Source organism: Alcanivorax sp. (assembly GCF_002733835.1).
GTDB lineage: Bacteria > Pseudomonadota > Gammaproteobacteria > Pseudomonadales > Alcanivoracaceae > Alcanivorax.
Genome location: NZ_NVWY01000015.1, coordinates 37,575 through 64,256, shown reverse-complemented (window position 1 = coordinate 64,256; position 26,682 = coordinate 37,575). Strand labels below are relative to the sequence as shown.

The following is a 26,682-nucleotide window of genomic DNA, read 5'->3' as shown; positions in this document are numbered from 1 at the left end:
CAATCCGGGCCACTGCCCATGACCGCCACCGTGCGCCCGGCACTCACCGCACCGCGATGAGCGGCCGCATCAATGCCCAGCGCCAGGCCACTGACAATGACAAAGCCACTACCAGCCAGCTGGCGGGCAAAGCGGCGGCTGTTGTCGAGGCCGTCCGCAGAGGCATTGCGCGCCCCCACCATGGCCAGCGAAGGCGCATTTAATGCTTCCACGCTGCCGCGCACGGCAATCACGCCGGGTGGGTCGTTGATCTGTGCCAGCAACGGCGGGTAGTCCGCATCCCCCAGCGCAATCCAGCGCCAACCCTGCTCACGCAGTTGCTCAAAGTACACGGGCAGCTTGCCGGTATTGTCCAGCAGCCGGGCACGCTCTTTCAGGCCGGCCGGTAGCAGGGGAAGAAAATCCGATACCGGCGCCGAAGCAATCCGGTGTTGTTGCAGGGCGCGGCCCAGGGCCGCTGAAGACGGGGAAAACAACGCCTGCAATAGCAGGCGTTTAAATTGTCCGTCCATTCGCCCACCTCCTTGTGTGCGTTGGAATGATGTTTACCGCCCAATGTTTGGCAGTCGATGCCCGTAACCTGACCATAAAACACAGATCAAAACACGCAAAGACACCCTTTTCATCCTTGAAAAGGGTGTCTTTGCGGGCGTCAGGCGTCCAGCCTCAAGCGTTTAGCGTACTATTCAGTAGCTGCCCGCCGGGCTTTCGGCGATGTCGTTCATATAGATAGGCCGCATGGACTCCATAATCAAGCCGTAGCTGACCTTGTCGAAGACCCGGAAGATCACCATGGAGCCGGTTTTCTCACGGGGCAGCTGGACCATGTCACCTTGCTGACGATCGCGGACCACTTCACCCTGGCCATAGATATCCAGCACATTGCCTTCTTTCAGGCCGTCGCGCAGCCCCTTGTTGATCACCACCACGTCGTTGCGGGCCACACTGTTAAGACGGTCGAAGAAGCGAATCACTTTCGCCTCGATTTTGGTATCCGGTGCCGATGGATACAACACGGCACGCACGCGGCGATCTTCGGTGGAGAACAGACGGTCATCGATGCGCAGGTCTTCACTGGAGTCGGTAACCCGCAGGGTAATCATGTCATCATCGTGGCTGGCCACCCGGCCCAGGCCGATCTGGCGAGCTTCGTAACCCAGCACTTCATTGGTATCCGGGTCCACATATTGCTCGCCGGTGCGGTAGAAACCGTAACCCTGATCCAGGTCTTCCCATTTAGTCACGGTATCGCGGGCATAAACAGTATCGCCTTCACCGAAGATCACACGGCGATCGCGGCCACCCACCAGATAGGGGGCTTCAACGATTTCCTTGCGGTCTACCACCAGCCCTTCCTTCAGGTAAGACTGGATCGCACTGGCAGGAATGGCCGGAATCGCTTCGTCATTGGCAATTTCACGCACCCGCGGGGTGAGTTTCACGGTACCATTGGACATCACGGTCTCTTCCACGCCCCGTTTTACCGACAGGCGCGGCTCACCGTTAACGTAGGAAAGGCGGATTTCGTCGCCGGGATAGATCAAGTGAGGGTTACTGATTTCCTCATTGATCTGCCAGATTTCCGGCCACTGCCACGGCTCTTGCAGAAAACGGCCGCTGATATCCCAAAGGGTATCGCCGTTTTTCACGAAATACTTGCTGGGATGCCCGTCTTTGAGCACCACCGCTGCGGAGGCCATACCGGACACCGCCAGCACCAGGCCAAAGGTCAAGGCGCGCTGGACCGATTTCATCATCATCGGATTCCTTTTATCATTATTGGACTCATCCCCGAGAGCGGCCGCGGTCCCTTATTGTAGACGCGGTTCCTTTTGGATATTAGCAATGCGATCATATATTTAGCAACCGAAATTCGAGTACTACCGCAACTTCCGAGAAGGTACATGGCTAAACTGGAAATACTGGAATTCCCTGATCCCCGACTACGCACAGTAGCAAAGCCGGTGGAAAAGGTAGATGACGAGCTTCGCAAACTGATCGACGACATGATCGAAACCATGTACGACGCTTCCGGCATCGGCCTGGCGGCCACTCAGGTGAACGTGCACAAGCGCCTGCTGGTGATGGATCTGTCCGAAGAGCGCAACGAGCCCAAGGTGTACATCAACCCGCAGATCACGCCACTCACCGATGAACTGGCGCCCTACGAAGAAGGCTGCCTGTCGGTGCCCGGTTTCTACGAGAAGGTAAAGCGCCCGGCGCGGGTGCGGATCAATGCCTTGGACCGGGACGGCAACGCCTTCGAAGTAGAAGCGGACGAACTGCTCGCCACCTGCATCCAGCACGAGATCGACCACCTGGACGGCAAACTGTTCGTGGACTACGTTTCCCGACTGAAGCGTGACCGCATCAAGAAGAAGCTGGAAAAGATCCACCGCCAGCAGGCATAACCCAGCTAACAGCTTCGAGCTACTAGCTGCGAGGCGCGATCGCACCGCTTCATGGATTCACGTCAGTGTCCGCGCCCGCCTTTCTGCGCCGCTGTGGCATTGCAGCTTACACACATCTTCAATCGCGAAAGCTCGTAGCTAGAAGCTCGTAGCTCGCCACTCAAAAGAGGCCGCTCATTGAAACCCTTACGCCTTGCCTTCGCCGGCACCCCGGACTTCGCCGCTGCCAGCCTGCAGGCCGTGCTGGACAGCGACCATGACGTGGTTGCCGTACTCACCCAACCGGACCGGGCCGCCGGGCGCGGCAAGAAAGTACAGCAAAGCCCGGTCAAACAGCTGGCGACAAGCCACGGAATTGCCGTGCTGCAGCCGGAAACCCTGAAGGGCGAAGACACTCGCCAGCAGTTACGCGACCTGAACCTGGATGCCCTGGTGGTGGTGGCCTACGGCCTGATCATTCCCCAGGCAGTGCTGGATATTCCTCGCCATGGCTGTCTCAACGTGCACGGCTCGCTGCTGCCGCGCTGGCGTGGCGCCGCCCCCATTCAGCGCGCCATCACCACCGGCGACACCCAAACCGGCAACACCATCATGCAGATGGAAGCGGGGCTCGATACCGGCCCCATGCTGCTCAGTGAAGCCCTGCCCATCGGCGACACGGAAACCGGCGGCGAGCTGCACGACCGGCTGGCCGCCCAGGGCGCGCGCCTGCTGGTGACCGTGCTGAACGATCTGGAGCACCACCTGGCCAACGCCACCCCGCAGCCGGACGAAGGCGTCACCTACGCCCACAAGCTGAGCAAGGCTGAAGCACGGCTGGACTTCCGCCTGCCCACCCGCGCGCTCTACAACCGCATCCGCGCCTTCAATCCTTTCCCGGTGAGCTGGGTGCCACTCAACGGTCAGCCCATGCGCATCTGGCAGGCCAGCGAAAGCCCGCAACCGGGGCAGGACAGCGACGAGCCCGGCCATATCCTGGCCGTGGACGACCAGGGCATCCATGTGGCCACCGGCGATGGCAGCCTGATCCTCGAAGAGCTGCAACTCCCCGGCAAACGGCGCATGGCGGTGTCAGACCTGCTGCGCGGCAACCCCGCCCTGTTCACCGTTGGCGAACCGCTGGGCGATGCCATTGCCGATGCGTCTGGTGATCAATGTGGCAACGCCTGACCCGCGCCTGAGCGCCGTGCGCGCCCTCAACCGGGTGCTCCCCGGCAAGGGCGACGGCGAAAGCCTGCGCGAAGTGCTGCGCGACTTTCCCCTGCAAGGCAGCGACGGCGGCCAGATGCGCGATATCTGCTTCGGCGTATGCCGTCACCTGCGCCCGCTCAACCACTGGCTCAACCAACAGCTCTCCAAACCGCTAAAGGCCAGCGCCCAGCCGGTGCGGCTGGCACTGCTGGCCGGCCTCTATGAACTGTGGTTCAGTGACCGCCCGGCCCACGCCATCGTCAATGCTTACCCGCAGCTATGCCGCAAGCTGAAAGCCCCCTGGGCCGCCGGCCTGAGCAATGCGGTACTGCGCAAGGCCAGCCAGATCACCATTGAACAAGCCGTGGCCGACGCCCCCGCCAACATCCAGCTGAGCCTGCCAGATTGGCTGTTTAAACGCTGGCAAAAAGATTGGCCCGACGACGCCGACGCCATGGCCCGCGCCAACCTGCAAACCCCGCCGTTCACCCTGCGGGTGAATCGTCAGCAGCAACAACGCGCCGATGCCCTCACCGCCCTGGGCGAGGGCGCCCGTGCCGGCAGCGTTGCCCCTTACAGCATTTACCTGCAGCCCGCCCGGCCGGTATTTCAGCTCCCCGGTTTTGAGCAAGGTGCCCTCTCGGTGCAGGACGAAGCCGCCCAACTGCCCGCCGAATTGCTGCAGGCCCCGGCCAACGGCCGCATTCTGGACGCCTGCGCCGCCCCCGGCGGCAAAACCGGGCAGCTGCGCGAGAAATTCCCCGCCGCAGACCTCACCGCCCTGGAGCTGGAAGGCAAGCGACTGGCCCGCATCCGCGAGAACCTGGCGCGACTGGGCACCGACGTCACCCTGCTGCAAGGCGACGCCAGCGACCCGCAATCCTGGTGGGACGGCACCCCCTTCGATGCCATCCTGCTGGACGCACCCTGCTCCGCCACCGGCATCCTGCGCCGCCAGCCCGATGTGAAATGGCACCGCAAAGCGTCGGACATTCCCGCACTGGTTGATTTACAAGCACGCATGCTGGATGCACTATGGCCGCTGCTCAATCCCGGCGGCATGCTGGTGTATGCCACCTGTTCGGTGCTGCGCGACGAGAACGACCATCAGGTTCGTGACTTCCTGCAACGCCAGCCACAGGCCCGGGATGTGACGCCACGGCCGGAAGGGGCCACAATGGTGGACGCAGGGTGGCAGCTGCTCCCGGAACAACACGGTCCGGACGGTTTCTACCTGGCTTGCCTGCGTAAAGAATCGGGGGCCCGACTCAGTTCATGAAAATCATTATTCTCGGTGCCGGCCAGGTGGGCGGCACTCTGGCCGAAAACCTGGCCAATGAACGCAACGACATCACGGTCATCGACACCGATGATGAGCGCCTGCGCGAGCTGGGTGACCGCCTGGATATCGGCACCGTGCGCGGCATGGGCTGCTACCCGGCGGTGCTCAAGGAAGCCGGCGCCGAAGACGCGGACATGCTGATCGCGGTGACCAACTCTGACGAGGTCAACATGATCGCCTGTCAGGTGGCTTACTCCCTGTTCCGCACCCCCTCCAAGATCGCCCGCATTCGCACCGCCCACTACACCAGCCGCTCGGAAAAACTGTTCAACGAAAACGCCCTGCCCATTGATGTGATCATCAGCCCTGAACAGGTAGTGACTGACTACATCAAGCGCCTGATTGAACATCCTGGCGCCCTGCAGGTAGTGAACTTCGCCGGTGGCCGGGTACAGCTGGTGGCAGTGCGCGCCTATTACGGTGGCCCACTGGTGGGCAACGAGCTGCGCGAATTGCGCAAGCACATGCCCAACGTGGATACCCGCGTCGCTGCTATTTTCCGCCGCGGCCGGCCGATCATCCCGGAAGGCAACACCGTGATCGAAGCCGACGATGAAGTCTTCTTCATCGCCGCCAAAAACGACATCCGTGCGGTCATGAGCGAACTGCGCCGCCTGGAGCATAACTACAAGCGCATCGTGATCGCCGGCGGCGGTAACATCGGTTACCGGCTGGCGAAAACCATTCAGCATCGCTACAACGTCAAAGTGCTGGAGCGCATGCCCAAACGGGCGGAATGGCTGGGCGAGAAACTGCATCAGACCGTGGTGCTGCAAGGCCTGGCCACCGACCGGGACGAACTGCTCAAGGCCAACATCGAAAACACCGATGTGTTCTGCGCGCTCACCAACGATGACGAAGCCAACATCATGGCCTCCTTGCTGGCCAAACGGCTGGGCGCCCGCAAGGTGATGACGCTGATCTCCAATCCGGCCTACGTGGATCTGGTGCAGGGCCACGACATCGACATTGCCATTTCACCCCAGCAATCCACCATCGGCAGCCTGCTCAGCCATGTGCGCCGGGGCGATGTGGTCAACGTTTATTCCCTGCGCCGGGGCGCAGCGGAAGCCATTGAAGCGATTGCCCATGGCGACGCCAAGTCGTCCAAAGTGGTAGGGCGCGCCATCGATGAAATTGATCTACCGGAAGGCACCACCATTGGTGCAGTCGTGCGCGGCGAAAAAGTGCTGATTGCCCACGACCATGTGGTGATCGAACCGGACGACCACGTAATCCTGTTCCTGATCGACAAACGCCGCACCCGGGACGTGGAAAAACTGTTCCAGGTCGGCTTTACGTTTTTTTAGGGCATTCTATGGTAGCTGGAGCAGCGGGAATGTTGGCGGTTTCTTTACAGCGGTCGGACGTCGGACGTCGGACGTCGGACGCCTTTGAACCCAACCCACGCATAGATGTTTTAGCGTCAGACCTCAGACGTCCGACGTCCGACCAGGTCTGCTAATCATGCACTTCGCATTAATCTCAAAAATTCTCGGCCTGCTGCTGGTGGTCTTCAGCTTTACCATGATGCCGCCAGTGGCCGTGTCTTACTGGTATCAGGAAGGCAGCGAAACCCCGTTCCTGATTTCTTTCGTCATTACCCTGGCGCTGGGCTTAAGCCTTTGGCTGCCGTTCTTCCGCAACAAAACCGAACTGCAAACCCGTGACGGCTTTCTGGTAGTCACCCTGTTCTGGTCCGTGCTCGGCGTTATCGGCGCGCTGCCACTGATCATCAGTGACGACGTCCCCGTGGGCTTCACCGATGCGGTGTTCGAATCCGTCTCCGGGCTTACCACCACCGGCGCTACCATTTTATCCGGCATCGATTTTCTGCCCAAATCGGTGCTCTTCTACCGCCAGCAACTGCAGTGGCTGGGCGGCATGGGTGTAGTGGTACTGGCCGTGGCTATCCTGCCCATGCTCGGCATCGGTGGCATGCAGCTCTACAAGGCGGAAATTCCCGGCCCCATGAAAGACGCCAAGCTCACCCCACGCATTGCGGAAACCGCCAAGGCCCTGTGGTTTATCTACCTGTTCATTACCATTGCTTGCGCCTTACTCTACTGGGCATTTGGCATGACCATGTTCGATGCCATCTGCCACAGCTTCAGCACCGTATCCACCGGCGGCTTTTCCACCCATGACGCTTCCATGGCTTACTGGGACAACCCCCTGATCGACTGGACCGCCACCGCCTTTATCTTGATCGGCGGGCTCAACTTTGCCCTGCACTTTGCCATGTGGCGTGGCCGCTCACTGTTTGCCTACCTGCGGGATCCGGAATTTCGTTTCTTCATCGGTCTTTTCCTGATCTATACCGCCATCATCACCGCCGGCTTGCTGTTCTTTCATTATGACTTTACCTTCGATGACGCCCTTCGCCACTCTGCGTTTCAGGTTGCCTCATTCAGCACCGGCACCGGGCTGACCAGCACCAATGCCGCCGCCTTCCCGGGGTTTATTCCGTTTCTGCTGGTCTTTACCAGCTTTATCGGCGGCTGCGCCGGCTCCACCGGCGGCGGCATGAAAGCCGTGCGCGCCGCACTGGTTTTCCACCACAGCATTCGCGAACTGCGCCGCTTGATTTACCCCAACGGTGTATTCGCCCTGCGTTTTGGCCGCCAGTCCATTCCTGACCGGGTACTACAAGCCGTGTGGGGGTTCGTCGGTGTTTACATCACCATTTCGGTGATCTTTACCCTGCTTTTCACCATGACCGGCATGGACCTGGCCACCGCCGTCAGCGCCGTTGCGGCCAGCCTTAACAATCTGGGGGTTGGGATCGGCCAGGTGGGCGGCGGCTTCGCCAACATCACCGACAGCGCCAAGTGGATGATGACTATCCTGATGGTCGCAGGCCGCCTGGAAATCTTTACCTTGCTGGTACTGTTCACGCCGATGTTCTGGAAACAGTGAAGTAAAGGAGTAGCGCGAGGAGGGGAGAATCTGTCATGCCTTACCGCCCCGTGCTTCGCACGGTTCGCACCCTGAACGGTGCTCCTACAGCGACTTCGTTGAAAGCGTGCTAGCGACCATAAAAAAGCCCCGGCAATGCCGGGGCTTTCTTGTTCTAGCTGTTAACTTTTAATTATTAACTGTTAACTGCTTTTACGCGATATTGTTCACTCGCTTGCTGTCACGGAACAGCTGGTCCAGTTCGCCTTCGTAGTAGGCTTCCACCCGCGGGTTCATCACTTTTTTCCACAGCGGCGGGATCAGGGCCAGCACATACATGGTGGCGTAGCCTGCCGGTAGCTGGGGACTTTCCTCGTAGTGACGCAGCACCTGATAACGACGCTTGGCGTAGGCGTGGTGATCACTGTGACGCTGCAGCTGGAACAAGGCCAGATTGGTCAGCAGGTAGTTGGAGTTCCAGCTGTGCGCCGGGGTTACCCGCTCGAAGCGACCTTTTTCATTCACTCGACGGTGCAAGCCGTAGTGCTCGATATAGTTGATGATTTCCAGTGCCAGCGCCGCAAAGAAGCTCTGCCCCAGGAAGAACACCACACCCTGCCAGCCCCACAACAGCCCGAAGGTCACCGCGAACAAGGCAGAAATGCTGTACCACCAGATAAGCTCATTGTAGATGCTGATATTTTTCTTGCCCTTACGCTCCAGGTATTTCTTTTCCAGGCTCCAGGCATTGATGAAGTTATGCACGAACGCCTTGGGAAGGAAGTTGTACAGGCTCTGATTGTAACGGCTTGAAGAAGCGTCATCCGGAGTAGACACGTGCACATGGTGACCGCGTACGTGCTCCACCTTGAAACCCGCATAAGTCACGGTAGACAGCAGCAAACCACCCATCCAGTTTTCAACTTTCGGGTCTTTGTGGATCAGCTCATGGCCCAGGTTAATAGCGATGATGCCACCCACCGTGCCGATGGACACGATCCAACCAATCTTGCCCAACAACCCATAGTCATTGGTCATAAAGATATGGCCGGCGTAGAACAGCACCGCAATCCACACAAAGCCCATGGCAATCGCCGACACCCGGTAAAAGAGCTCTTCACTCATGGTGGGGACCTGCACATCTTCACTGGGGTTGGTCGGGTCTTTGCCCACCAGATAATCCAGTACCGGGATAATCCCGAAAATGAAGGCATACATGAACCAGGCCCAGTAATCCTGGGTGCCACTTTCCACGCCCACAAAGGCGGAAAAAGGCACCAGCGGCACCATGATCGCCCAGAAAGCCAGGTACCCGTATTTTTTCATTTTTAGCATTACATCGGCATTCATATTCTCGAACATGGCTTACACCTCGCTAGTTCAAGCCAAACAGTAACAGTCATCAATGTGAAGATCACATTATCCATGATTTCCTGAATTGTCAAACAACTCAATTAATGACATATTTATCCAGATCGCGGATAATGGCCGCACACCACACTCGCCTTATCAAGGACTCCAGCATGTCGCTACAAGCGGTCAGCCTCAGCGAGCAAATCGCCCGACACCTAGGTGAGCAAATCATTACCGGCGAGCTCGCCCCCGGCAGCCGCCTGCCGGAAAACGAACTGGCCAAACAGCTTGATGTAAGCACTAACTCACTCCGTGAGGCCTTCAGACTGCTGGAAAAGCAACACATGATTGAGCTTCAGCCGCGCAAGGGCGCGCGCGTCTGCGAGGTCACCGACGAGCAGGTACGCGACCTGTACGAGTTCCTGTTCTTGCTGTTGTCACGGCTGGCCGGCCAGGCCGCTGCCCGCTGGCAACCCGGCGATATTGAAGACCTGGTGGAGATGCTGCCCCAGCTGGAACAGCACTTTGTGAATGACGACCTGCGCGCCGCGCACCAGCTGGCGTTCCGCTTTGTGGAAATCGCCACCGTGCGTTTCGCCCACAACCGCTACCTGGCCACCGATATTCAGGACCTGATCCCCCTGCTCAAGCGCTATTCGTTTATCGCCCTGCAGGAAGACACCTCGGAATTCGACGTCTCGCTACAGATCTTCAAGCGCCTGCTGGTCAACGTCGTCGGCCGCAACGTGGCCGACGCAGAAGCGGACATCCGCGAATACGGCGACAACCAGTGCCAGATCGTCCTGCGCGCCATCGCCAAACGCCGCAACGCGGCGTAAAAGGCAGTTACGAGTTGAAAGTTCAAAGTTGAAAAGGGTAACAAAGCGGCATTTCAGACGGGCTTGCCAGAAACCACCCAGGTCAGACACTTCAACCTTCGGCATCACGGCGCGGGCGCCAACGATCGAATCCACCGCCTGACCCTATCCGCGCTTCAACTTTGAACTTTAAACTTTCAACTCTCTTCTCCCCCCACACAATCCCCATAAAGCGCCCTTATCCCCTTGCCATGCTGGCCCTCATCACAAGGAGGCCACCATGAAACTGACGCTTTTCTTCTCACTACTGCTACTGACGTTCACCGCCCAGGCAAACGGGCAACCCTGGCAGGACGAGGTTGCCACCGGCGCCTTGCTGCTGGTCGATGAACAGGGGCAGATTCAGCCCGCCACCCTGCTGGACACCGACGCCCATATCACCGTCAGCGGCCCGCTGGCAGAGGTCACACTGACCCAGCGTTTTCACAATCCCAGCCAGCAGTTTCGCGAAGGGCGCTACCTGTTTCCGCTGCCGGAAAACGCCGCCGTGGACGGCATGGTGCTGACCATCGGAGACAGGCGCATCGTCGGCCGCATCGACAGGAAGGCCGAAGCAGAAAAGACCTACCGACAGGCCCGCGCCAGTGGCAAGAAGGCCAGCCTGGTCAGCCAGCAACGCCCCAACCTGTTTACCACCGCCGTGGCCAACATCGCCCCCGGCGAAACGGTGCAAGTGGAGCTGCATTACCAACAGACCCTGAATGTGGATGGCCACCGCTTCCAACTGCGCCTGCCCCTCACCCTGACGCCGCGCTTCACTCCGCCCACGGAGGCACCCCACACACTGGATTCCCTGCTACGCAACACCGTAGCGGCCCCCGGCGGTACCGCCGATGCCGGCACCGCGTCCGTCCATATCGATCTGGACGCCGGTGCGCGGCTGGCCACGCTGGGCAGCCCCAGCCACGCCATCCACTACCAGCGGCACGGGCGGCGCTACACCATCACCCCAAAAGCCGGCGCCATCGCCATGGATCGGGATCTGCTGCTCAACTGGGAACTGGAAGACACCGGCGAACCACTGGTTACCCGCTTTCACGAAGAAATCGACGGCGAGCACTATGCCCTGCTGATGGTGGTTCCGCCGGAAACCGGCCAAGTGACAGCGCTGCCGCGGGAAACCCTGTTCATCATCGACAGCTCTGGCTCCATGGGCGGCGCGCCCATGCGCCAGGCCAAGGCCAGCCTGCACTTGGCCCTGCAGCGCCTGAAGCCCGGCGACCGTTTCAACATCACCGACTTCGACAGCCAGCACACCCTGCTGTTTGAAACGCCGGTCACGGTCAGCGATAACAGCCGCCAACAGGCGCAAGATTTCGTGGATGGCCTGCAAGCCAGCGGCGGCACTCACATGCTGCCCGCCCTCAGCGCCACCCTGAGTCAGCCCGTCAGCGACGGCTACCTGCGCCAGGTGATCTTTATTACCGATGGCGCCGTGGGTAACGAGAACGGCATCTTCCGTGCCTTGCAGCAACAGCTCGGTGAAGCCCGCCTGTTTACCGTGGGTATCGGCTCCGCCCCCAACAGCCATTTCATGACCCGCGCCGCCCAGTTCGGGCGCGGCAGCTTTACCTACATCAACGACCAAAACCAGGTGCAACAAGGCATGGACACCCTGTTTCGCCGCCTGGAATCGCCGCTGATGCGCAACCTGCAGGTGCAACTCCCGGACGGCATCGTCGCCGAGCGTTGGCCGCAAAAGCTGCCAGACCTGTATGCCGGTGAGCCCCTGTTGGTAGCCATGAAGCTGTCCGCGCCGCCGGAGCACATTACCGTCAGCGGCTACAGCACCCAACACTGGCAACAACCGGTCACCCTGCCCACCAACAACAACCATCCGGGCACCGCCAGCCTGTGGGCCCGGCGCAAAATCGCTGACCTGATGGACCGCATCACCCTGGGTGCTGCGGAAACGGATATCGCCCCGCTGATCACCGACGTGGCCCTGCGCCATCAACTGGTCAGCCGCTACACCAGCTTTATCGCCGTGGAAGAAACCGTCTCCCGGCCCGCCCATGAACCCCTGCTGCACGACACCATTCGCAACCAGACACCGCACGGTACGCAACACTCTGCGGCCTGGCCGGGCACGGCTACACCGGCACCGCTGTTGTGGCGGCTGGCTGGCGTGCTGCTGATGGTCTGCCTGCTGCTCTGGCTTCGTCAGCGGAGTCTGAACCATGGCGCGGCTTGAACGCGGGGTGCTGACACTCAGTCTGGCGGGGCTTCTGGGGTTGGCAGGCTGGGCCAGCTGGCTGGACGGCAAAGCCTGGCTGGCCCAGCACCTGATCGCCCACGCCTGGCAAACCACCCTGGAACAGGGCGAGCCCCAGCGACCCTGGCCCTGGGCGGACACCTGGCCGGTGGCACAGCTCACCACCCCCGCCGGGAAAACCCTCTATGTACTGGAAAGCACCAGCGGCGAAGCCCTGGCTTTCGGCCCCGGCCGACTGGCCGGCGGCATCGGCAGCGACCAGGCCCTCACCCTGGCCGGCCACCGCGACACCCACTTCGCCTTTCTGGAAACCCTGAACCCTGGCCAGCCCCTCGCCGTGCAATTGGCCGACGGTTCACAGCAGCATTTTCAGATCAGCAGGCAGCAAGTCATCAATAGCCAACAGCACCCCCTACACATCCCCCGGGACAACCAACAGCTGATAATGATCACCTGTTACCCCTTCGGCGCCCTCACTCCCGGTGGCCCACTGCGCTACGTGGTCACCGCCACATCGGCACCCACCAGCAACACGGTAAATAACCAGGCGGAACAATAAACAGGCCGGGAAAAGGCAGAAAGGAAAAAGGAGAAAGGAACAGGCCGAATGGCCAGCAAGGAGAAGGTATCGGTCAGGCGCGAGGCGCAAACATGATGATGGCCATCCCTAACAGGGCCACACCGGAACCCAGCAAATCCCAGGCCGTCGGACGGATACCATCCACCACCCACAACCAGAAAATCGCCATAAAAATATAAACGCCCCCGTAAGCGGCGTACACCCGGCCCGCTGCAGTGGGGTGCAAGGAAAGCAACCAGGCAAACAACGCCAGGCTTAGCGCCGCTGGCACCAGCAACCAGACCGACTTGCCTTCACGCAACCACAGGTACGGCAAGTAACAGCCCACGATCTCGGCGAGCGCCGTAATCACAAACAACGCAAACGTCTTTATTTCCGGCACAGCCCAGCCCTGTCTCTGATCATCCATTCACCCGGGGCATAGGCCACGTCATGACGCATTCCGGCAAACAGCCAGCGTCGCCTGCGCAAGGTAATCACAGAACGCAGCCACATCCGGATTACTAAACTGGCTGGAAATGAACTCACCCGGAATCAGCCCTTCATCCCAGCGCGTCGTCACCAACAGAGGATTTCCCCCATCATCGCCCGGGAAAATCTCCACCACTGCATGGGTCTGGTGAATATAGATATCACGGAGATCTTTGCGGCAGCGAAAATCCTCCGTATCAGAAGCCGACCTGCACTGGTAGCCCGCGTCAGTGAAAAACGCATTAGCGCTGGAGAACAACGCCGCGCGGTCGAGAGGGGCGGACGACACCGGACTCAAGGTTCTGGTGACATCACCGGCCACATTGGTACAGCCGGAAACGACCAATGTGGCCAGCAGCAATAGTCCATTCGATATTTTCATTTGCATTGAAGCCTTATCTCAGCCAAGAAAAGGGGCGCAAAGCGCCCCTTCGCTCTATTGTACGTTGCACTTACTTTCAACGTGCTTCTTGAAATTCCTCAAAATGCCTAACCAGCCTTGCCTTTGCTTCTCGGCGGAGTTTTCGTCCTCAGCGACAAACGTTTCAACAACCTTAATGCCGTTTTTGACTTCCATGAAGCAAACCTCAACCTCACGATCATCCCCAAGCCTGTAACGAATCAATTTGAATGGCGCTATTTCAGTAAACTCCCCTTCAAAATCGAAGCCAGCGGAACCATCATTGGCTTCCATCCGATAATTAAATTTACCGCCAACCTGAAAATCCAGCTCTGCGCGAGGGCAACACCACTCATCAACAGCAAAATTCCATTGAACAATATCTTCTGGCGCTACCCAGACATCCCAAACCGCGCCCAAGGGCGCCTTCACTTCCATTTCTATAACAATCTTCATACTGACTCCTAGCCGAGGTTATTCATTCATCAAAAGAGGCCGGGGGTTATGCCTCAATAGATTGTCGAATAGGAAGAAAGGAAATAGACAACACTGTGTGTATTATTTTCGATGGGGAGGAAGTAATAACGCCGCGGAAACGCGCTTTTCGCGTGATCCGCCTGGGCTAAGCCGCCGGGACGGAGCGCTGCGGAGTACTGGTCGGCTTGAGCCCCTTGTTACATGACAATGTCCGGGTCATACCAGACATCCTCATGATCTCCTGCCACCAAGAACCTAAAACCCGGCGGTAGTGCCAGATAGCGCTCTATTTCTGGCAGATATTCTCGGATGTGAGAAACATGGAGTGGCTTGAAGAAATCGGATTCTTCAGACATGCCTTCACCACACCAGATATACCATCCACAGGTGCCATTTTCAGGTTTGTGCCTGAGACCGTTAATTGGGAGTTTGCCAATGGTCTCCCGCGCGATCCCAAGCTTTTCTTCACCACCGCAGGGCAAAGGTTCTGCGCTGAATCTCTTACAAACTTCTGTTTGACTCGGCATAGACTTCCCTATCTCGTGTCACGCCTTGTTATGCATTTTCGAGCCTTGAAATAAGCTTGTTTTGTACCGCGCGCCACGTGCCATTCTCTCCGCCTTCCTCCCAGAGCTCCTGCAGTTCAGAGCCAGCGAGGATTTTCTTGACCGCCGCTAGCGCCTTCATGGCGTGAGTTGCGTCTATTTGAGGCCTCTTTCCAAACAGAACGCCCTGCTTCTTTTCGAGCCAAACCCCAAGCTCTTTGGGGATGAAGGATGTGTCACCTGACACCGATGCAGCGATAACTTCCGCAGCGGCAAGAGCCTCAGCACAATCGGGAGACTCCAAATACGCCTCTTCACTCAGCACTCGATTTATCGGGTTCATTAGCACATCCAAACCTTTGGACTTCTCGAGCTCAAAAACCCAATCACCAGCATCGTCATTCCCGAAATTATCTTCACTCCACGCACCCACTAAATCTCTCCTTTGTGTGCACAACACCTTGCGCAGCCGCAGCGCGAACATTGAGGGTCAGGTCTTGTTAGATTTCTTCAATTTGAAAAATGGAAGGCAGGAGCCTCCTTGCTGTGACAATCACCGTAGTATTGAATATCGACGCCACCACCATTTGGGAGTTGTGTCATTACAACGGCAAGGCCCGATTTCTTATCGGTGCGCTCCGATAGTGGATCATTAAATACCCAAACCTCATAAAACGTAGGAACCTCGTGCTTCACTATACGCGTTTCAGCCAATGCAGAAGATTGAAGATCACAATTCCTCATTATGGCACCAAATATGTCCTGCCTTACCTGAGGGGCCCGCTCAGATATGCTTTGCCCGGGAACCCCTGCCCACTCAACATTCGCTATTGATCCCCCGCTGTCAGATGGCGTCGACACATATCGCAAGGGTGAAAATTGATTTTCTAAAGCCTGGTTGGCCGATCGCAGAGCTGCGTCACTAGCTGGATTTCCAGCGCAGCCGGAAAAAATCATGGAAGAAAGTATTATTGTTAATAAATATCTGTTCATAAAATAACTCATCTTTAGTTTGAACGTAGGACTATCGGAGCTAGACCTTGCCTTTTTCCATTGAAGCATGGGGGAAAATCCTGATCCCGAAACCTTGACGCGCAGAGGTGATTCGCGGGCTTACTTGGCATTGATTAATTTCACCGTAGGGGGCCATTCAGAAACAATATCTATCACTTGGTTTAAGCAATAAAATCCGTAGTGAACAAAGGGACCAGGATACTCTTCAGTGGCGACTGTGCCTTGGCTAATATAGTTTAAAAACGCTGACTTAGAATAAATTCGTGCAGACCCGCCTTCGAACGTTTCCTCTATACCTCCAGCATAGCTTTCATCCGTTACTGCATAGGCTATGTATTTATCGAATACAATTTCATAGCTAGCACCGCTGTCGGTTACTTCTATGGAATTGCTCTCGTCCAACATCTCACGTAGCGCATCATTGGGCTCTTCTTCTGGTGACATGTCCGAATAGGAATCAGATACTCTAGCCTCAGCTATTACTATCCTTAAGCAATCTTTATGGGTTTCTTGTATCTCAACCATATCGAGATACTTATGCTGGTTCATGACACTAAACATAGATGAGACATCTCACTCCTGCCATAACGGGGTAGCTTGCAGAACACATGGCTGTCGCCTCTACTAATGACCCAAATACGGCAATACAACAAACGGAAGAAAAACACCAAACACCATGGCCAATCCCGTTTTCTTTATGATTCCCTTCGGCCAATCGACAATCAAAAAAACAACCCACAGCCAGGCAACTGAAGCAGATAAAATTCCTTCTGCTTTATAAATTCCAGAGACATACATGCCGTAGAAGACAATCAAAGGCGTCAATTTCAGCATACGTAGAAGCTGACGCTCTTCTTCGGCACTCTCTTTTTTGATGGACTCCAAGTGAGTTTGTCTTCGATTTTCCAAGCAGACTCTCCGGTTTTTAACACTCGAACGCCTTGCTCACCGGTAAATTAGGATCTCAACGAGTAATTTATCCGAGTTCAGCAACTTGTTATGCATTTTTATTTAACCTATGCAGCCAGAAATCTTCTGATGTTACCAAGCATTAAAACAGGTCAATTAAAATTGTGAATTTTTCCTACGCACGCAGAAACCAAAAACTTGGAGGGATAGGTAATCGGTAGTGCCTACAAGCAGTCAAGAACATGGGAATCAGGCCAGCCTTAACTGCGCTAATTTCAGTTATCGCCGTGCAAGCCTCTATGGATTTGTTTAATGTATCCACCAATGCTTCATGCCCATTATGAGGCGATAAATCGGTCACACATATCCCATGATATGTCTCACCACACCAAATAAGATCATCGGAATCTTCATCTGGAAACCATGCCTGATGAGTGCAGTTCGGTATCTTTTTCATTAGCCGTCCTGTGAACTCCGCCGTATCTTTCTCATTGGCCATGTACTGCATCCAAAAATAGACATAGGGATATAAAATACTCCCCACACATGCTTCATCAAGGTACGATTGTTCTGGACTTTCTGGATGTGCTAATAGGTCAGCATAGTCGCTCAAACATGTCGGATACTGGGAATTGGTAATAAGAGCGAAAGTTGTTCTATGGGAAATGGATTTCAGCCAAGGCAGGAAGCGAGACTCAGACTGCGTTAGCTGAGAAAGATACATGACTAACGCAATTTCAATCATGTGATCATCTCGAATCGGCGAACTGAGTGTGGGATTAGAATTGATAACGGAAACCATCGTATCCAGTGAGCGATTTGTGCTTTCTTCCAAGGACTTCAAGAAATGCGGATCGGCATCTGGTAACCCCCTTGAAAAAAGATCGGTCCAAATTCCACGTATTGCCAATCTTCCTAAGAGTTCAAACATCGCAAGATTAACATCAACAGGCTCCCGTGATCGTACAGCTACAGAGAGGGCGTGCGGCGTATCACCGTATGCATATGCTGTTTTTTCAAAGTACATCTCCGATGCCATGAGATACAGTTTCAGGAACTGATCCAAAATAAACATTAAAGAATTGTCATGTTTAGTTGGCCTTTTCTTTTGCTCTCGCTTTCGAATTGTATTCCAGCAAAACAGCATGCCAATCTCGGAAACCTTGTAAGCGCTCTCTAAATTTTTAGCCTCAATCGCCCAAGCTATCACTGCGTGCAAACAGATAAAGGATTGGCGCAATTTAAGAAGCTGATCTTTCTTGGATTCATGCTCTTCTCGTAGTAGGTTTCCGAGAAAGGCGCGCGTGTACTCGTAACAAGCATTAGGCTCATTGACCATTGCCACAGCCTTTTGGAAGTTCCTCCGTGGCTCCTCTTCCAAAAGTTCACGGGCTAAGAGACATCGCATCATGAGATCAGCCAGTCGATCTCCATTCCACTCTTCGTAGCTTATTTTCTCCGTCGTGTACTGATCAGTGTATCCCGCCCAATTCATAAGAGCAGTTTCCTCTAGCTCTCCTCCGCAGCACAGACAGATTTTAATCGGAAGGTCTGCGTACTCTCGCGCTATGTTGCTCCTCAGATAAACATCTCTAATCTCATCCAGTTCTGGACGTACAGCCTGAATCCCCGTCGACCAATCGCTACGCGAAATGTTTCCCGCTTTGATGCAGAATAGATATAGATATCTATGCTTATCCGCGCCTTTGACCTTTCCAACCGCTGCTATATCTACCCCATTCTGCCTCGTCCCTATCATTGGTGTATTCAGCACGCGCAGCCCAATCTCAGATAGCAGGTTTGGCAAAACAGATTTATCTAAATCGCCACGCTCCTTAAGCGACGCAAGGTACTCTTTCAAAATTATCTTCATAGCGAAACCTTTTGCTCAATTCTAAAAACCGTGAGCATTTCGTTAAAACCCACAGGGTCAATTACAGAGAGCCTGGGGAGTTCGGCACTATAAGAAAACTCTGATAATGGCATTATGCTGGGGATCTTCTTTCCTCCTTCTCCATGAATTACGGAAAAGGTTTTCTTTCCGTAAAGAAGCGTTTGGTGAGAAACCATCTGGGAGAATATTGAATTTCTATGCGCTTGTTTTTGGATGCCCTTATTGCGCTCACGTTCCTTCATCGCTGCGGCACGGCGTTGCGCAATCGTGGGAAGAAATTCGACCAATTGTTCTGTTTTTTCAAGACCTGCAAGGTAAGCGTCATGATGCTTTATAAGGTGCCCAATGCAGTCGGAGAGGCGCCGTGATGGATTTTTAGCCTGTTCCTCAAGGAAATCACGAAGATCACCGCTGTAGCTAAGCAATAATGGATCATACAACAGCTTCTCTGCCTCTTCTCGCGCCTCCTTTTTCCCATTTTTGACGATACTCAATAAAATAGACGCGGCAGTAACCTCATGACACCATAGAAAACCAACGCACTTTCGTGCCATGAAGATCTGATCGACCAATTCATTCGGTAAAATAGCCCTAGAAATATCAACAATCGTGTTTTTCTTTCCGCCTTCTCCAGCCATGCTTGCGAGAAATTTACATAGTTCAAACTGACCACTAGTAAGCCAACTCGAAAATAGCTGAGCCGAATTGCCTGGATCTCCCCAAATCCATTGACAAAAATTGTAAAGGTTACTCGGCTCAATTGAGGCCTCCAACCTCGGGATTTGCGCGGCGAGGACATCTATCACTTTATCGAGATCGAAATTTTCTTCATTGGAATGTAAGGCATGATCTAACCAATGAAGGATTGCTTGGGGATTTGAAACCTCTCCAGCTAAAGCCCCCAAAATCTGATCAATACTCTCTGCCGCCAAGCCTTTTGGGTGATAAAACAGAGCAGCTGACATCTGAACTATCTCATCACCTTCATTTGCATTGATAACCGCTTCAAGGAACTTTTTTTGCCGGTATGGTTCCGACGGACCAAGCTTTTCCCATATTTTGAAAGCGGTTTGGATAGCGGAAGACCTGACGTCTTTACCGTAATCCATCTCGACGGCTCGGCAACACTCATCCATGACGCGCTTAGCAACTGCTTCATTGTCTATATCAAGCCTCCCAAGAGCGCGCAGCCCCACCGCGACAACGCCTTTGTCTGGGTGTTTTAGCAACTCGAACGCAAGCTTTGTGCTCCCAAGTCCTTGGATCGCAAATACACAATGTGAAAGGCACAGTGTATCGAGAGATTTAGCCTCCTCGAAGATCAGTTGAGCCTTTTCAGGATTAGCTTTACACCATTTAACCAGAGACATATTTGGCATGCCTGCTGCACCGTCTGATCCAGCCTTACTGACAAGAGTGTGGACTAACCTCAGTACGTCTCGATATGAACAATTTAGTTCGGGGATCGCTTGGTCCAAAGAATGTATAACCGACCAAAAATCGTTGTGAGCAAGGAGCTCAATGGCGGCTAGATTATCATCTGAAACCAGTGAGATTTTCCCTGAATTATGAAGTTGACATAGCAAGGAGCCATATTCCTGCCTACGAATACGACTCTCATGCGAAAGAAGAAAAGGGATCAACTCACCACGACGATCAGCGTCTTCCAGCAGCTTGTGAATAGGCGGTAGGCTTTTCACTATATATTCCCTTAGACGTCTATGATTCGTGGGGCCTTATTGCATAACGCCCGGCTCACGCGCCGGTTTGGAGCCGCGAAGCGGCGGAAAGTCGGTCGCTGTGCAGCCGATTGTTATACGATGGGTGCATGGGCCACCTCCCGTCCGGCGAACTCACTCGCAATTAGAAAAAGAAATTGCTGTGGCACATTAGATATTAGCTCTTCTATATGAGCACCGTCTGGACGATTAAGTAGATCGTCAAAAAAATAGGGGCGATAACGAGTAACAGAGCCCAAATAATATACAAATGCATAGATCGACAAAATTTGTGGCAATCTGTGCGCTTGCTCAATGTCCGGTGATAAATAGACGTAATTCTTTCGGTAGGGGGGCATCCTCAGAACAGCGGACCAAATTTCATTTTTGATTGGGCTAATCAGATCTTCAAGCCTGTCACTTGGGCGACCGGTGTACTCAAGGGGTTGCGACTGCTCAAATTTAAGGAGGAGACGGTCATCTTTCACTTCGCTAGATTTAACGTTGTGAAAAGCACCAGCTAAACCTCCTTCCTCCAAAAGTCGCTTCCTGCTGATCCCAAAGCGAGTCAAATCATCTGCGTAAAAATTGAGCACCAGCCAAATCTGATTCTCACCAGCATCCTGCATGAAGTCAATTCTCTCAATTTCGACAAACCGCTCTTGGCACGAATGAGCGGACGCCCATAGGCGATGGCCTTGTAGAATTTGAGGATGAATATTTTTTAAATCGAAAACTTTCTCTCTATTTGGAAGCCCAGCACCCATAAAAGCTGTTTTGAAATCATCGAAAATATTTACCTGATTTCCTCTAGACCGAAACGCCTTCAAGAATGAGTCATCAAACTCTTGTCCATTCGGATGAACACCTTCCTGTATACCGTGCTGCGCTTTTCCGTATTCAAACCTTACCTCTTTGAAAAGCACAAATGCCTTCACTAGATTCAGTAATGCGTAATAGACAAGAAGAGGCTTTGATGAAACTTCATGTGCAGACTGATAAGCCCGATAAAAGTCTTCCGCCTGCTCGACAAACGAGTTGGCTTGATGTTTGGCATTGTCGTCCTCTATCTCTGTTAAGGCACCCCGAATAACAGACCATGGGTTGGTAGCAAATACTCTTGTCTGGAGACCAAAACGTCTTTCACCTTTGACTACTGGGTGACGAGTGTACGAGATGGGCCTTTGTTTTACTTGAAGTATATGTCCGTCTCGCTGGGGTCTAACGTTAGACATTCAGTCCTCTTTCCTTCGTATAACAGCGTATTCAGTCGAACGGTTCGACATATCTTTTTTCGACATAATTCTTAGCGAGGCAACAGCCACTGAGCCAAATAATTCAATGGCCACAATGATCTGGAGCACCGTCGAGAATTGATATCATCTGACAAAAGTCGAAGTAGCGGGTTATTTCCTGCGCTTCCTTGACCCTCTCCCCTAGTGAAACCCACTTTATATCAACCGTTTAGCTTTTTATGTAAGCCATATCCTACAAATAAGCCGGGTTTTCTGTTGAGCATGGACTAGTCAGAATTGACTGCACTAAGGTTCGCACCTCAAGTGGTGCTCCTACAGAAAGAGGAGGCATAAAAAAACGCGGCCGATGGCCGCGTTTTTTTATTCGGAAAAATGAAGCAACTTACCGCCCGATAATCTCCCGGGAGATGATTTCCTTCATGATTTCGCTGGTGCCGCCGTAGATGCGCTGGATGCGTGCATCCACGTAGTCGCGGGAGATGGGGTATTCCTGCATGTAGCCGTAACCGCCGAACAGTTGCAGACATTTATCCGCGACCACACCCTGCAGCTCGGTGGTAGTGAGCTTGGCGATGGAGGCGTTGGTGGCGGTGAGCTCGCTGCGATCGTACTGGTCGATGCACTGCTCACCGTAGGCGCGGTTGACGACGACCTGGGCGTGCAGGTCCGCCAGCACGAAGCGGGTGTTTTGCAGGCTGGAGATCGGCTTGCCAAACGCCATGCGCTCTTTGGTGTATTCGATGGTGCGCTCGATCATGCCTTCGCAGGCGGCGATGGCGCCCAGGGCCAGGATCAGGCGTTCGCGGGGCAGTTCGTTCATCAGGTTGGCGAAGCCTTTGCCTTCACCGCCGAGAATCTGGTCGGCGCCCACTTTCACGTTTTCGAAGAACAGCTCGGAGGTATCCGCCGCGTGGTGGCCCATTTTTTCCAGGTTGCGGCCACGGGCAAAGCCGTCCAGTGCGCAATCCACGGTGAACAGGGTCATGCCTTTGGAGCCGGCATTCGGGTCGGTCTTGGTGGCGAGCACGATCACGTCGCAGTGCTGGCCGTTGGTGATGAAGGTTTTCTGGCCGCTGATGCTGTAGCCATCGCCATCCTTGTCGGCCCGGGTTTTCATACCCTGCAGGTCGGAGCCGGCACCGGGTTCGGTCATGCCGATGGCGCCTACGGCTTCACCGGTCACCATTTTCGGCAACCAGGCTTGCTTCTGCTCTTCGTTGCCCAGGTGCAGGATGTAGGGAGCAACGATGTCGGAGTGCACGGAGATGTTGGACGCCAGCGCACCGAAGCCGGCGCGGGACGCTTCTTCCACGATCACTGCGGACAGGCGGAAGTTGGCGCCGAAGCCGCCGTATTCTTCCGGGACGTCAACACACAGCAGGCCATTTTCGCCCATCTTGTTCCACAGCTCGCGGGGGAACATTTCGGCTTTTTCCCACTGGTCATAGTGAGGAGCGACTTCGTTTTCGAGGAATTTTTTGACGTTATCGCGAAACAGTTCGATTTCGTTCTGGTCAAGCATGTTGGCTAGTCCTGTTGGTCAACGGCGGCGGCCCACCCTGGGTGTGCCGATTAACGATGGCCAACATTCTAGCGTTAAGGCGTGACGGCCACATCAATGCCGGGTGACTGTCCGGTCCCGACGGGTGAGGCGAATCAACGCCTTTGGCGTGCGCCGGCAAATCTGGAGTTTGGGTGTTTACGATTGGCGTGCGGGGGTTCGCGCCCTGGAAGGGCGCTCCTACAGAATCCGTCGGGCTTGAGGGAAGCCCGATGGGCTAGGCTGGCTCTATACGCACATCCGCATTCAAAGAATTGGCCACGAAGCAGTTGCGATGGGCGCTGTCGTGGAGTTTTTCCAGGGCTGCGCCATCCGGCTCCTCGCCGTCGAAGACGACTCGGGGGCGCAGCACGATCCGGGTAATTGCCATGCGGCCTTCCGGGTTCTTTTCTACCGTGCCTACCGGCTGGTCAATATAGCTGAGGACGTTGAGGCCACGCTTGGCGGCGATGGACAGGAAGGTCAGCATATGACAGCTGGCCGTGGCGGCAATGACGGCTTCGTCCGGGTTCACCCGGTTGGCGCAGCCGTAAAACTCCGGGGAGCCGGAGGCCTGCACCACTTCGCCGCCGGCGAAGGTCCACTCGTGGTCCCGATTGAAGTGTTCATAATCGAATTCAGTGCCCCGCTGCAGGTGCCAGGCCACTGTTGCGCCGTATTCACTCATGGTCAAACTCCCTCTCTCGCGTGATCACTTTCACCATGATCCGGCAAGAGAGGAAAGGCAACCATGTTTCAGATCAATGTCTGATCAGCTGTCCTTCACCGGGGCCAGAAGGCAACGCTCCACCTGATCCATCACCCGCGTGCTGTACAACAAGGCACAATGGCCCAGATACGGGACATGGATATTTTCTTCTGCGCCGTGCAACACCGCCGTGGATACCGGCAGCACAAAATTATCCATGTTGGAAAAGATGGAAAAGTACCGCGCGCCACCCGGGCAGGTTGTTTCAGTGGCCAGCTCCCGGATAAAAGGGCTCTGGTAGCGCAGCTGGGCGGCAGCACCCAATGGCGGAAACAGGCCGGCGACCCGCGAACCATAGTGCGGGCTGCCCAGGGTGATCACCCGATCCACCTTGCCGGCCAGGCCCAGGTTTTTCAGGGCGTACCGGGTCAGCGGGCCGCCCATGGAGTGGCAAACCAGGTGGGCTTTTTCCGCGCCCGTGGCCGCCAGGATACGCTCCACATGATCCACCACCTGCTGGGACAGCTTGCGGGCATTGATGTGTGGCGGGGTATAGCTCACGGAATAGACGTTGGACCAGCCCCGCCACTTCAGTCGCCACTGCATAAACAAAAAGTTGGCGCTGTTACCGCCATAGCCGTGGACCAGAATCACCGGTGGCTCACCGTGATGGCGGCTGCGCGCCGGCGAGGTATCGTGGATCAACCGCAACGGATAACTGAACACCAAAACCGTCAGCGCGGCGGCTTCCTTGGCCATGCCCAACATGGCGGGCACCAGCCGTAGTGGCTGCTCACCGGGCAGCTCGGCCTGTTGCGGAAAACTGCGGCGATCATAGTACCAGCACAGGTAGAACAGCAGGGTGATGGACACCGTGGCAAGCACCGCCAGTGCCAACAGAAAAATTATCAAACCCATCCCGTGATTACTCCGTTGTTGTTTTTACTGACGCTAGGCCAGTGCCGGGGAGGATGAAGCCGGGCTGGTATGACTGTCGGACAAGGCGTGAAGAGAATTCACAATTGCCCCCCCATCATTCCACACCTGCCTGGTGCAGCCCCTGCTCGTGCAGCCAGCGGGTGCAGTGCGCCACCGCTTCAGCCAGTTTGTCGTTCTGGCCAAAGTAATAGTGATTGGCACCGGCCACTTCTCTCAAGGTGGCTTGCCCTGATTGGAAGCCATCGAAGAGCCGTTGGGTATGGCTGGGAGTACAGGCATTGTCGGCAGTGTTGCCGATCACCAGGGCCGGCACCGTGATACGCGCGGCGCAGGCCGGGCCATTGGCGCGGGAATCATCAAAGCTCCACTGGCTCAACCAGCCGCGCAGAGTGTTGAAGCGCGCCAGCGCCACCGGGCCGTTGTTCACCGTTTGCGGGTCACCGAGATAACAGGTGCCGGGGGCACGGTCATTGCTGTCCTGTTGTGGGTCCAGCCAGCGCACATCGCACATGGTGCGGTGCACGATGAAGCCGTACTCCTCCGTGTGCAGACCCTGGCTGCGAAAATCGTCCAGCTTGCTCTTTACCCAGGCGGTAATGCGGCGGTTGCGGTCGATCTGCGCCTGACGGAAACGGGCCACGAACGCAGCACTGTAGGGCGGCTGGTTGGGGCAATCCGGGTGGTAGATATCCAGCTCCCGATCCCGATCGTCCGGGTTGGTTTCGTCCTTCACGGAGGGGTCCAGCCATTCGGTCATGGTGATGGCCCGGGATACATGGGCCGCCAGCAACATGATGCCGTCCGCCGGGATCAGCTTTTGCGCGGTGAGGTCATAAGGATCTCCCGCCGGGGTGTGGGTGATCTGCGGGTCTTCCGCTTCGGCCTGATACAGCAGGCTCAGGGAGCCACCACCGGACCAACCCGCCAGCACCACTTTTTCAAAACCCAGCCGTTCTTTGGCATCGCGCACGCAGGCGCCCAGATCCGCCACCACTTTTTCCATCAGCAACGCGCTGTCGGCCCCGCGGTAACGGCTGTTGCAATAGATGACGGAGAGCCCCGCTTTCGCCAGCGCCGAGACCATGGGCAGGTAAGCCCCGCCGCCCACCGGGTGCATAAAGATCACCACGGTCTTGCCCGGGCCGCTTTTCGGGGTAAGCAGGTGGGATTCCAGCGCCACCAGGTCCATGGGGCCGGCGTAGGTGTCCTTGAAGCTGGATTGCTCCGTAAAGGTCACCAGATACGGGGTACGATCGTAATGCTTGCTCATTGCGGGGCGTCCTTTTGTTCTGCTTTTTGTTTGCCCTTCTGCTGGTCCATGGCGCCCTTCACTTTCGAGAAGTCAGTCTTGCTCATGTCCAGGCCACGCATATCCAGGGCCGCGGCACCAAAATTGTCTTCCTTAAGCGCGCGGGTCTTTTCGGTCCATGCCTTCAGCACCCCGTGGGCGTTGGCAGCATCCTCTGCCACCACCGCCTCGTAGCAGGCATCCTTGATGGTGATCTCCAGTGGAATGCCGTTGGGGTCGAAGAAATAGATGGAGTGAATGAAGTCGTGGTCGATGGGCCCAAAGCAGGGGCGGCCGGCCTTGTTGATTCGGCGGCGCCAGTCCTTCAGCTCGTCCAGGGTGTCCACTTCAAAGGCCAGGTGCAGATCAAAGGCACTGCGCGGGCGGAACATTTTTTCATCGGCCCCCTCCGGGGCGTCGAAGAAGGCAATGAAATTGTCATCGCCCATCTTGAAGAACAGATGCATGTAGTCGATCTTGCGCCCGGTGCCCGGCTCTTCATCGAACACCATGGCCAGGGTGAGGGGCAGGCCCAGCACCTCTTCGTAAAACCAGCGGGTCTGCTCTGCATCGCGGCAGCGGTAGGCGCTGTGATGCACGTGCTTGAGCATGGCGCAGGGGGGCAGGCTGCTCATGGTTGGCTCCTGTTATTGC

The 26,682-nt window shown here is 55.7% G+C and carries 27 protein-coding genes; 8 read left to right on the top strand and 19 right to left on the bottom strand.

What is annotated here, in order from left to right:
* A partial coding sequence (locus COA55_RS09130; protein WP_197468854.1) for a DNA-processing protein DprA occupies positions 1 to 512 on the bottom strand: 512 nt, incomplete at its 3' end.
* A gap of 174 nt (positions 513 to 686) precedes the next feature.
* Complete coding sequence (locus COA55_RS09125) at positions 687 to 1,757, bottom strand: LysM peptidoglycan-binding domain-containing protein (protein ID WP_290501683.1); 1,071 nt, start codon at positions 1,755 to 1,757, stop codon at positions 687 to 689.
* 147 nt (positions 1,758 to 1,904) lie between these two features.
* Between COA55_RS09125 and def the strand changes: the two genes are divergently transcribed.
* From def to COA55_RS09100, 5 genes are all read left to right on the top strand, one after another.
* Complete coding sequence (gene def / locus COA55_RS09120) at positions 1,905 to 2,411, top strand: peptide deformylase (protein WP_063538693.1); 507 nt, start codon at positions 1,905 to 1,907, stop codon at positions 2,409 to 2,411.
* Between the two features lie 177 nt (positions 2,412 to 2,588).
* Positions 2,589 to 3,581 carry a methionyl-tRNA formyltransferase gene (fmt, locus tag COA55_RS09115; RefSeq protein ID WP_290501680.1) on the top strand — a complete coding sequence of 331 codons (993 nt, stop codon included), beginning with the start codon at positions 2,589 to 2,591 and terminating at the stop codon, positions 3,579 to 3,581.
* Complete coding sequence (gene rsmB, locus COA55_RS09110; RefSeq protein WP_290501678.1) at positions 3,538 to 4,881, top strand: 16S rRNA (cytosine(967)-C(5))-methyltransferase RsmB; 1,344 nt, start codon at positions 3,538 to 3,540, stop codon at positions 4,879 to 4,881. Before fmt ends, rsmB begins: the two co-directional genes overlap by 44 nt.
* The gene (gene trkA, locus COA55_RS09105) at positions 4,878 to 6,254 is read left to right on the top strand and encodes a Trk system potassium transporter TrkA (protein WP_063538233.1); all 1,377 of its coding nucleotides are present in this window, start codon (positions 4,878 to 4,880) and stop codon (positions 6,252 to 6,254) included. The genes rsmB and trkA overlap by 4 nt, the downstream gene beginning before the upstream one ends.
* A gap of 157 nt (positions 6,255 to 6,411) precedes the next feature.
* Complete coding sequence (locus COA55_RS09100) at positions 6,412 to 7,863, top strand: TrkH family potassium uptake protein (protein WP_063520359.1); 1,452 nt, start codon at positions 6,412 to 6,414, stop codon at positions 7,861 to 7,863.
* 192 nt (positions 7,864 to 8,055) lie between these two features.
* Here COA55_RS09100 and COA55_RS09095 read toward each other — a convergent pair whose 3' ends face one another.
* A complete protein-coding gene (locus COA55_RS09095; protein ID WP_290501675.1) occupies positions 8,056 to 9,204 on the bottom strand; it encodes an alkane 1-monooxygenase in 1,149 nt (382 codons plus the stop codon).
* Between the two features lie 161 nt (positions 9,205 to 9,365).
* Between COA55_RS09095 and COA55_RS09090 the strand changes: the two genes are divergently transcribed.
* The 3 genes from COA55_RS09090 (at position 9,366) to COA55_RS09080 (ending at position 12,847) form a co-directional block, all read left to right on the top strand.
* A complete protein-coding gene (locus COA55_RS09090) occupies positions 9,366 to 10,034 on the top strand; it encodes a GntR family transcriptional regulator (RefSeq protein WP_290501673.1) in 669 nt (222 codons plus the stop codon).
* 259 nt (positions 10,035 to 10,293) lie between these two features.
* Complete coding sequence (locus COA55_RS09085) at positions 10,294 to 12,267, top strand: marine proteobacterial sortase target protein (RefSeq protein WP_290501671.1); 1,974 nt, start codon at positions 10,294 to 10,296, stop codon at positions 12,265 to 12,267.
* A complete protein-coding gene (locus COA55_RS09080) occupies positions 12,254 to 12,847 on the top strand; it encodes a class GN sortase (protein ID WP_290501669.1) in 594 nt (197 codons plus the stop codon). The genes COA55_RS09085 and COA55_RS09080 overlap by 14 nt, the downstream gene beginning before the upstream one ends.
* Positions 12,848 to 12,920: 73 nt before the next feature.
* Here the strand turns inward: COA55_RS09080 and COA55_RS09075 are convergent, their stop codons facing one another.
* The 16 genes from COA55_RS09075 to COA55_RS09000 form a co-directional block, all read right to left on the bottom strand.
* Positions 12,921 to 13,250, bottom strand: coding sequence for a YnfA family protein (locus tag COA55_RS09075; protein WP_290501690.1), 330 nt, complete (start codon positions 13,248 to 13,250; stop codon positions 12,921 to 12,923).
* A 48-nt stretch (positions 13,251 to 13,298) separates the two neighbouring features.
* Positions 13,299 to 13,721, bottom strand: a complete 423-nt coding sequence (locus tag COA55_RS09070) for a hypothetical protein (RefSeq protein ID WP_290501667.1) — start codon at positions 13,719 to 13,721, stop codon at positions 13,299 to 13,301.
* 54 nt (positions 13,722 to 13,775) lie between these two features.
* Complete coding sequence (locus tag COA55_RS09065; protein WP_290501665.1) at positions 13,776 to 14,195, bottom strand: SRPBCC family protein; 420 nt, start codon at positions 14,193 to 14,195, stop codon at positions 13,776 to 13,778.
* Between the two features lie 218 nt (positions 14,196 to 14,413).
* Positions 14,414 to 14,743, bottom strand: a complete 330-nt coding sequence (locus COA55_RS09060; protein ID WP_273632755.1) for a hypothetical protein — start codon at positions 14,741 to 14,743, stop codon at positions 14,414 to 14,416.
* Between the two features lie 28 nt (positions 14,744 to 14,771).
* Positions 14,772 to 15,194, bottom strand: a complete 423-nt coding sequence (locus COA55_RS09055; protein WP_273632753.1) for a DUF4259 domain-containing protein — start codon at positions 15,192 to 15,194, stop codon at positions 14,772 to 14,774.
* 77 nt (positions 15,195 to 15,271) lie between these two features.
* On the bottom strand, positions 15,272 to 15,754 hold the full coding sequence (locus COA55_RS09050) for a hypothetical protein (RefSeq protein ID WP_290501661.1): 483 nt from the start codon (positions 15,752 to 15,754) through the stop codon (positions 15,272 to 15,274).
* 120 nt (positions 15,755 to 15,874) lie between these two features.
* Positions 15,875 to 16,336, bottom strand: coding sequence for a hypothetical protein (locus tag COA55_RS09045; protein ID WP_290501659.1), 462 nt, complete (start codon positions 16,334 to 16,336; stop codon positions 15,875 to 15,877).
* Positions 16,337 to 16,399: 63 nt separating this feature from the next.
* Complete coding sequence (locus COA55_RS09040; protein WP_290501658.1) at positions 16,400 to 16,684, bottom strand: hypothetical protein; 285 nt, start codon at positions 16,682 to 16,684, stop codon at positions 16,400 to 16,402.
* 175 nt (positions 16,685 to 16,859) lie between these two features.
* Positions 16,860 to 18,557, bottom strand: coding sequence for a hypothetical protein (locus COA55_RS09035; RefSeq protein WP_290501656.1), 1,698 nt, complete (start codon positions 18,555 to 18,557; stop codon positions 16,860 to 16,862).
* Entirely contained in the window at positions 18,554 to 20,278 is a 1,725-nt protein-coding gene (locus tag COA55_RS09030; RefSeq protein WP_290501654.1) for a hypothetical protein, read from the bottom strand. Before COA55_RS09030 ends, COA55_RS09035 begins: the two co-directional genes overlap by 4 nt.
* A 113-nt stretch (positions 20,279 to 20,391) precedes the next feature.
* Positions 20,392 to 21,531: a YaaC family protein gene (locus COA55_RS09025; RefSeq protein WP_290501652.1), complete on the bottom strand. Its 1,140-nt coding sequence runs from the start codon at positions 21,529 to 21,531 to the stop codon at positions 20,392 to 20,394.
* A 403-nt stretch (positions 21,532 to 21,934) separates the two neighbouring features.
* Positions 21,935 to 23,074: an acyl-CoA dehydrogenase family protein gene (locus COA55_RS09020; RefSeq protein ID WP_007150363.1), complete on the bottom strand. Its 1,140-nt coding sequence runs from the start codon at positions 23,072 to 23,074 to the stop codon at positions 21,935 to 21,937.
* Positions 23,075 to 23,330: 256 nt separating this feature from the next.
* Positions 23,331 to 23,780 carry an OsmC family protein gene (locus COA55_RS09015; protein ID WP_290501650.1) on the bottom strand — a complete coding sequence of 150 codons (450 nt, stop codon included), beginning with the start codon at positions 23,778 to 23,780 and terminating at the stop codon, positions 23,331 to 23,333.
* An 84-nt stretch (positions 23,781 to 23,864) separates the two neighbouring features.
* Complete coding sequence (locus COA55_RS09010) at positions 23,865 to 24,719, bottom strand: alpha/beta fold hydrolase (RefSeq protein ID WP_007148664.1); 855 nt, start codon at positions 24,717 to 24,719, stop codon at positions 23,865 to 23,867.
* A gap of 115 nt (positions 24,720 to 24,834) precedes the next feature.
* Complete coding sequence (locus COA55_RS09005; RefSeq protein WP_290501649.1) at positions 24,835 to 26,010, bottom strand: alpha/beta fold hydrolase; 1,176 nt, start codon at positions 26,008 to 26,010, stop codon at positions 24,835 to 24,837.
* On the bottom strand, positions 26,007 to 26,663 hold the full coding sequence (locus COA55_RS09000) for a VOC family protein (protein WP_290501647.1): 657 nt from the start codon (positions 26,661 to 26,663) through the stop codon (positions 26,007 to 26,009). Before COA55_RS09000 ends, COA55_RS09005 begins: the two co-directional genes overlap by 4 nt.
* Between the last annotated feature and the right edge of the window lie 19 nt (positions 26,664 to 26,682).

Bases quoted from the DNA above. Each gene is read 5' to 3' on its own strand.
- COA55_RS09125 (WP_290501683.1), bottom strand. From the start codon at position 1,757: ATGATGAAATCGGTCCAGCGCGCCTTGACCTTTGGCCTGGTGCTGGCG.
- def (WP_063538693.1), top strand. From the start codon at position 1,905: ATGGCTAAACTGGAAATACTGGAATTCCCTGATCCCCGACTACGCACA.
- rsmB (WP_290501678.1), top strand. From the start codon at position 3,538: ATGCCATTGCCGATGCGTCTGGTGATCAATGTGGCAACGCCTGACCCG.
- trkA (WP_063538233.1), top strand. From the start codon at position 4,878: ATGAAAATCATTATTCTCGGTGCCGGCCAGGTGGGCGGCACTCTGGCC.
- COA55_RS09100 (WP_063520359.1), top strand. From the start codon at position 6,412: ATGCACTTCGCATTAATCTCAAAAATTCTCGGCCTGCTGCTGGTGGTC.
- COA55_RS09095 (WP_290501675.1), bottom strand. From the start codon at position 9,204: ATGTTCGAGAATATGAATGCCGATGTAATGCTAAAAATGAAAAAATAC.
- COA55_RS09090 (WP_290501673.1), top strand. From the start codon at position 9,366: ATGTCGCTACAAGCGGTCAGCCTCAGCGAGCAAATCGCCCGACACCTA.
- COA55_RS09085 (WP_290501671.1), top strand. From the start codon at position 10,294: ATGAAACTGACGCTTTTCTTCTCACTACTGCTACTGACGTTCACCGCC.
- COA55_RS09080 (WP_290501669.1), top strand. From the start codon at position 12,254: ATGGCGCGGCTTGAACGCGGGGTGCTGACACTCAGTCTGGCGGGGCTT.
- COA55_RS09070 (WP_290501667.1), bottom strand. From the start codon at position 13,721: ATGAAAATATCGAATGGACTATTGCTGCTGGCCACATTGGTCGTTTCC.
- COA55_RS09065 (WP_290501665.1), bottom strand. From the start codon at position 14,195: ATGAAGATTGTTATAGAAATGGAAGTGAAGGCGCCCTTGGGCGCGGTT.
- COA55_RS09060 (WP_273632755.1), bottom strand. From the start codon at position 14,743: ATGCCGAGTCAAACAGAAGTTTGTAAGAGATTCAGCGCAGAACCTTTG.
- COA55_RS09050 (WP_290501661.1), bottom strand. From the start codon at position 15,754: ATGAACAGATATTTATTAACAATAATACTTTCTTCCATGATTTTTTCC.
- COA55_RS09045 (WP_290501659.1), bottom strand. From the start codon at position 16,336: ATGTTTAGTGTCATGAACCAGCATAAGTATCTCGATATGGTTGAGATA.
- COA55_RS09035 (WP_290501656.1), bottom strand. From the start codon at position 18,557: ATGAAGATAATTTTGAAAGAGTACCTTGCGTCGCTTAAGGAGCGTGGC.
- COA55_RS09025 (WP_290501652.1), bottom strand. From the start codon at position 21,531: ATGTCTAACGTTAGACCCCAGCGAGACGGACATATACTTCAAGTAAAA.
- COA55_RS09020 (WP_007150363.1), bottom strand. From the start codon at position 23,074: ATGCTTGACCAGAACGAAATCGAACTGTTTCGCGATAACGTCAAAAAA.
- COA55_RS09015 (WP_290501650.1), bottom strand. From the start codon at position 23,780: ATGAGTGAATACGGCGCAACAGTGGCCTGGCACCTGCAGCGGGGCACT.
- COA55_RS09010 (WP_007148664.1), bottom strand. From the start codon at position 24,719: ATGGGTTTGATAATTTTTCTGTTGGCACTGGCGGTGCTTGCCACGGTG.
- COA55_RS09005 (WP_290501649.1), bottom strand. From the start codon at position 26,010: ATGAGCAAGCATTACGATCGTACCCCGTATCTGGTGACCTTTACGGAG.
- COA55_RS09000 (WP_290501647.1), bottom strand. From the start codon at position 26,663: ATGAGCAGCCTGCCCCCCTGCGCCATGCTCAAGCACGTGCATCACAGC.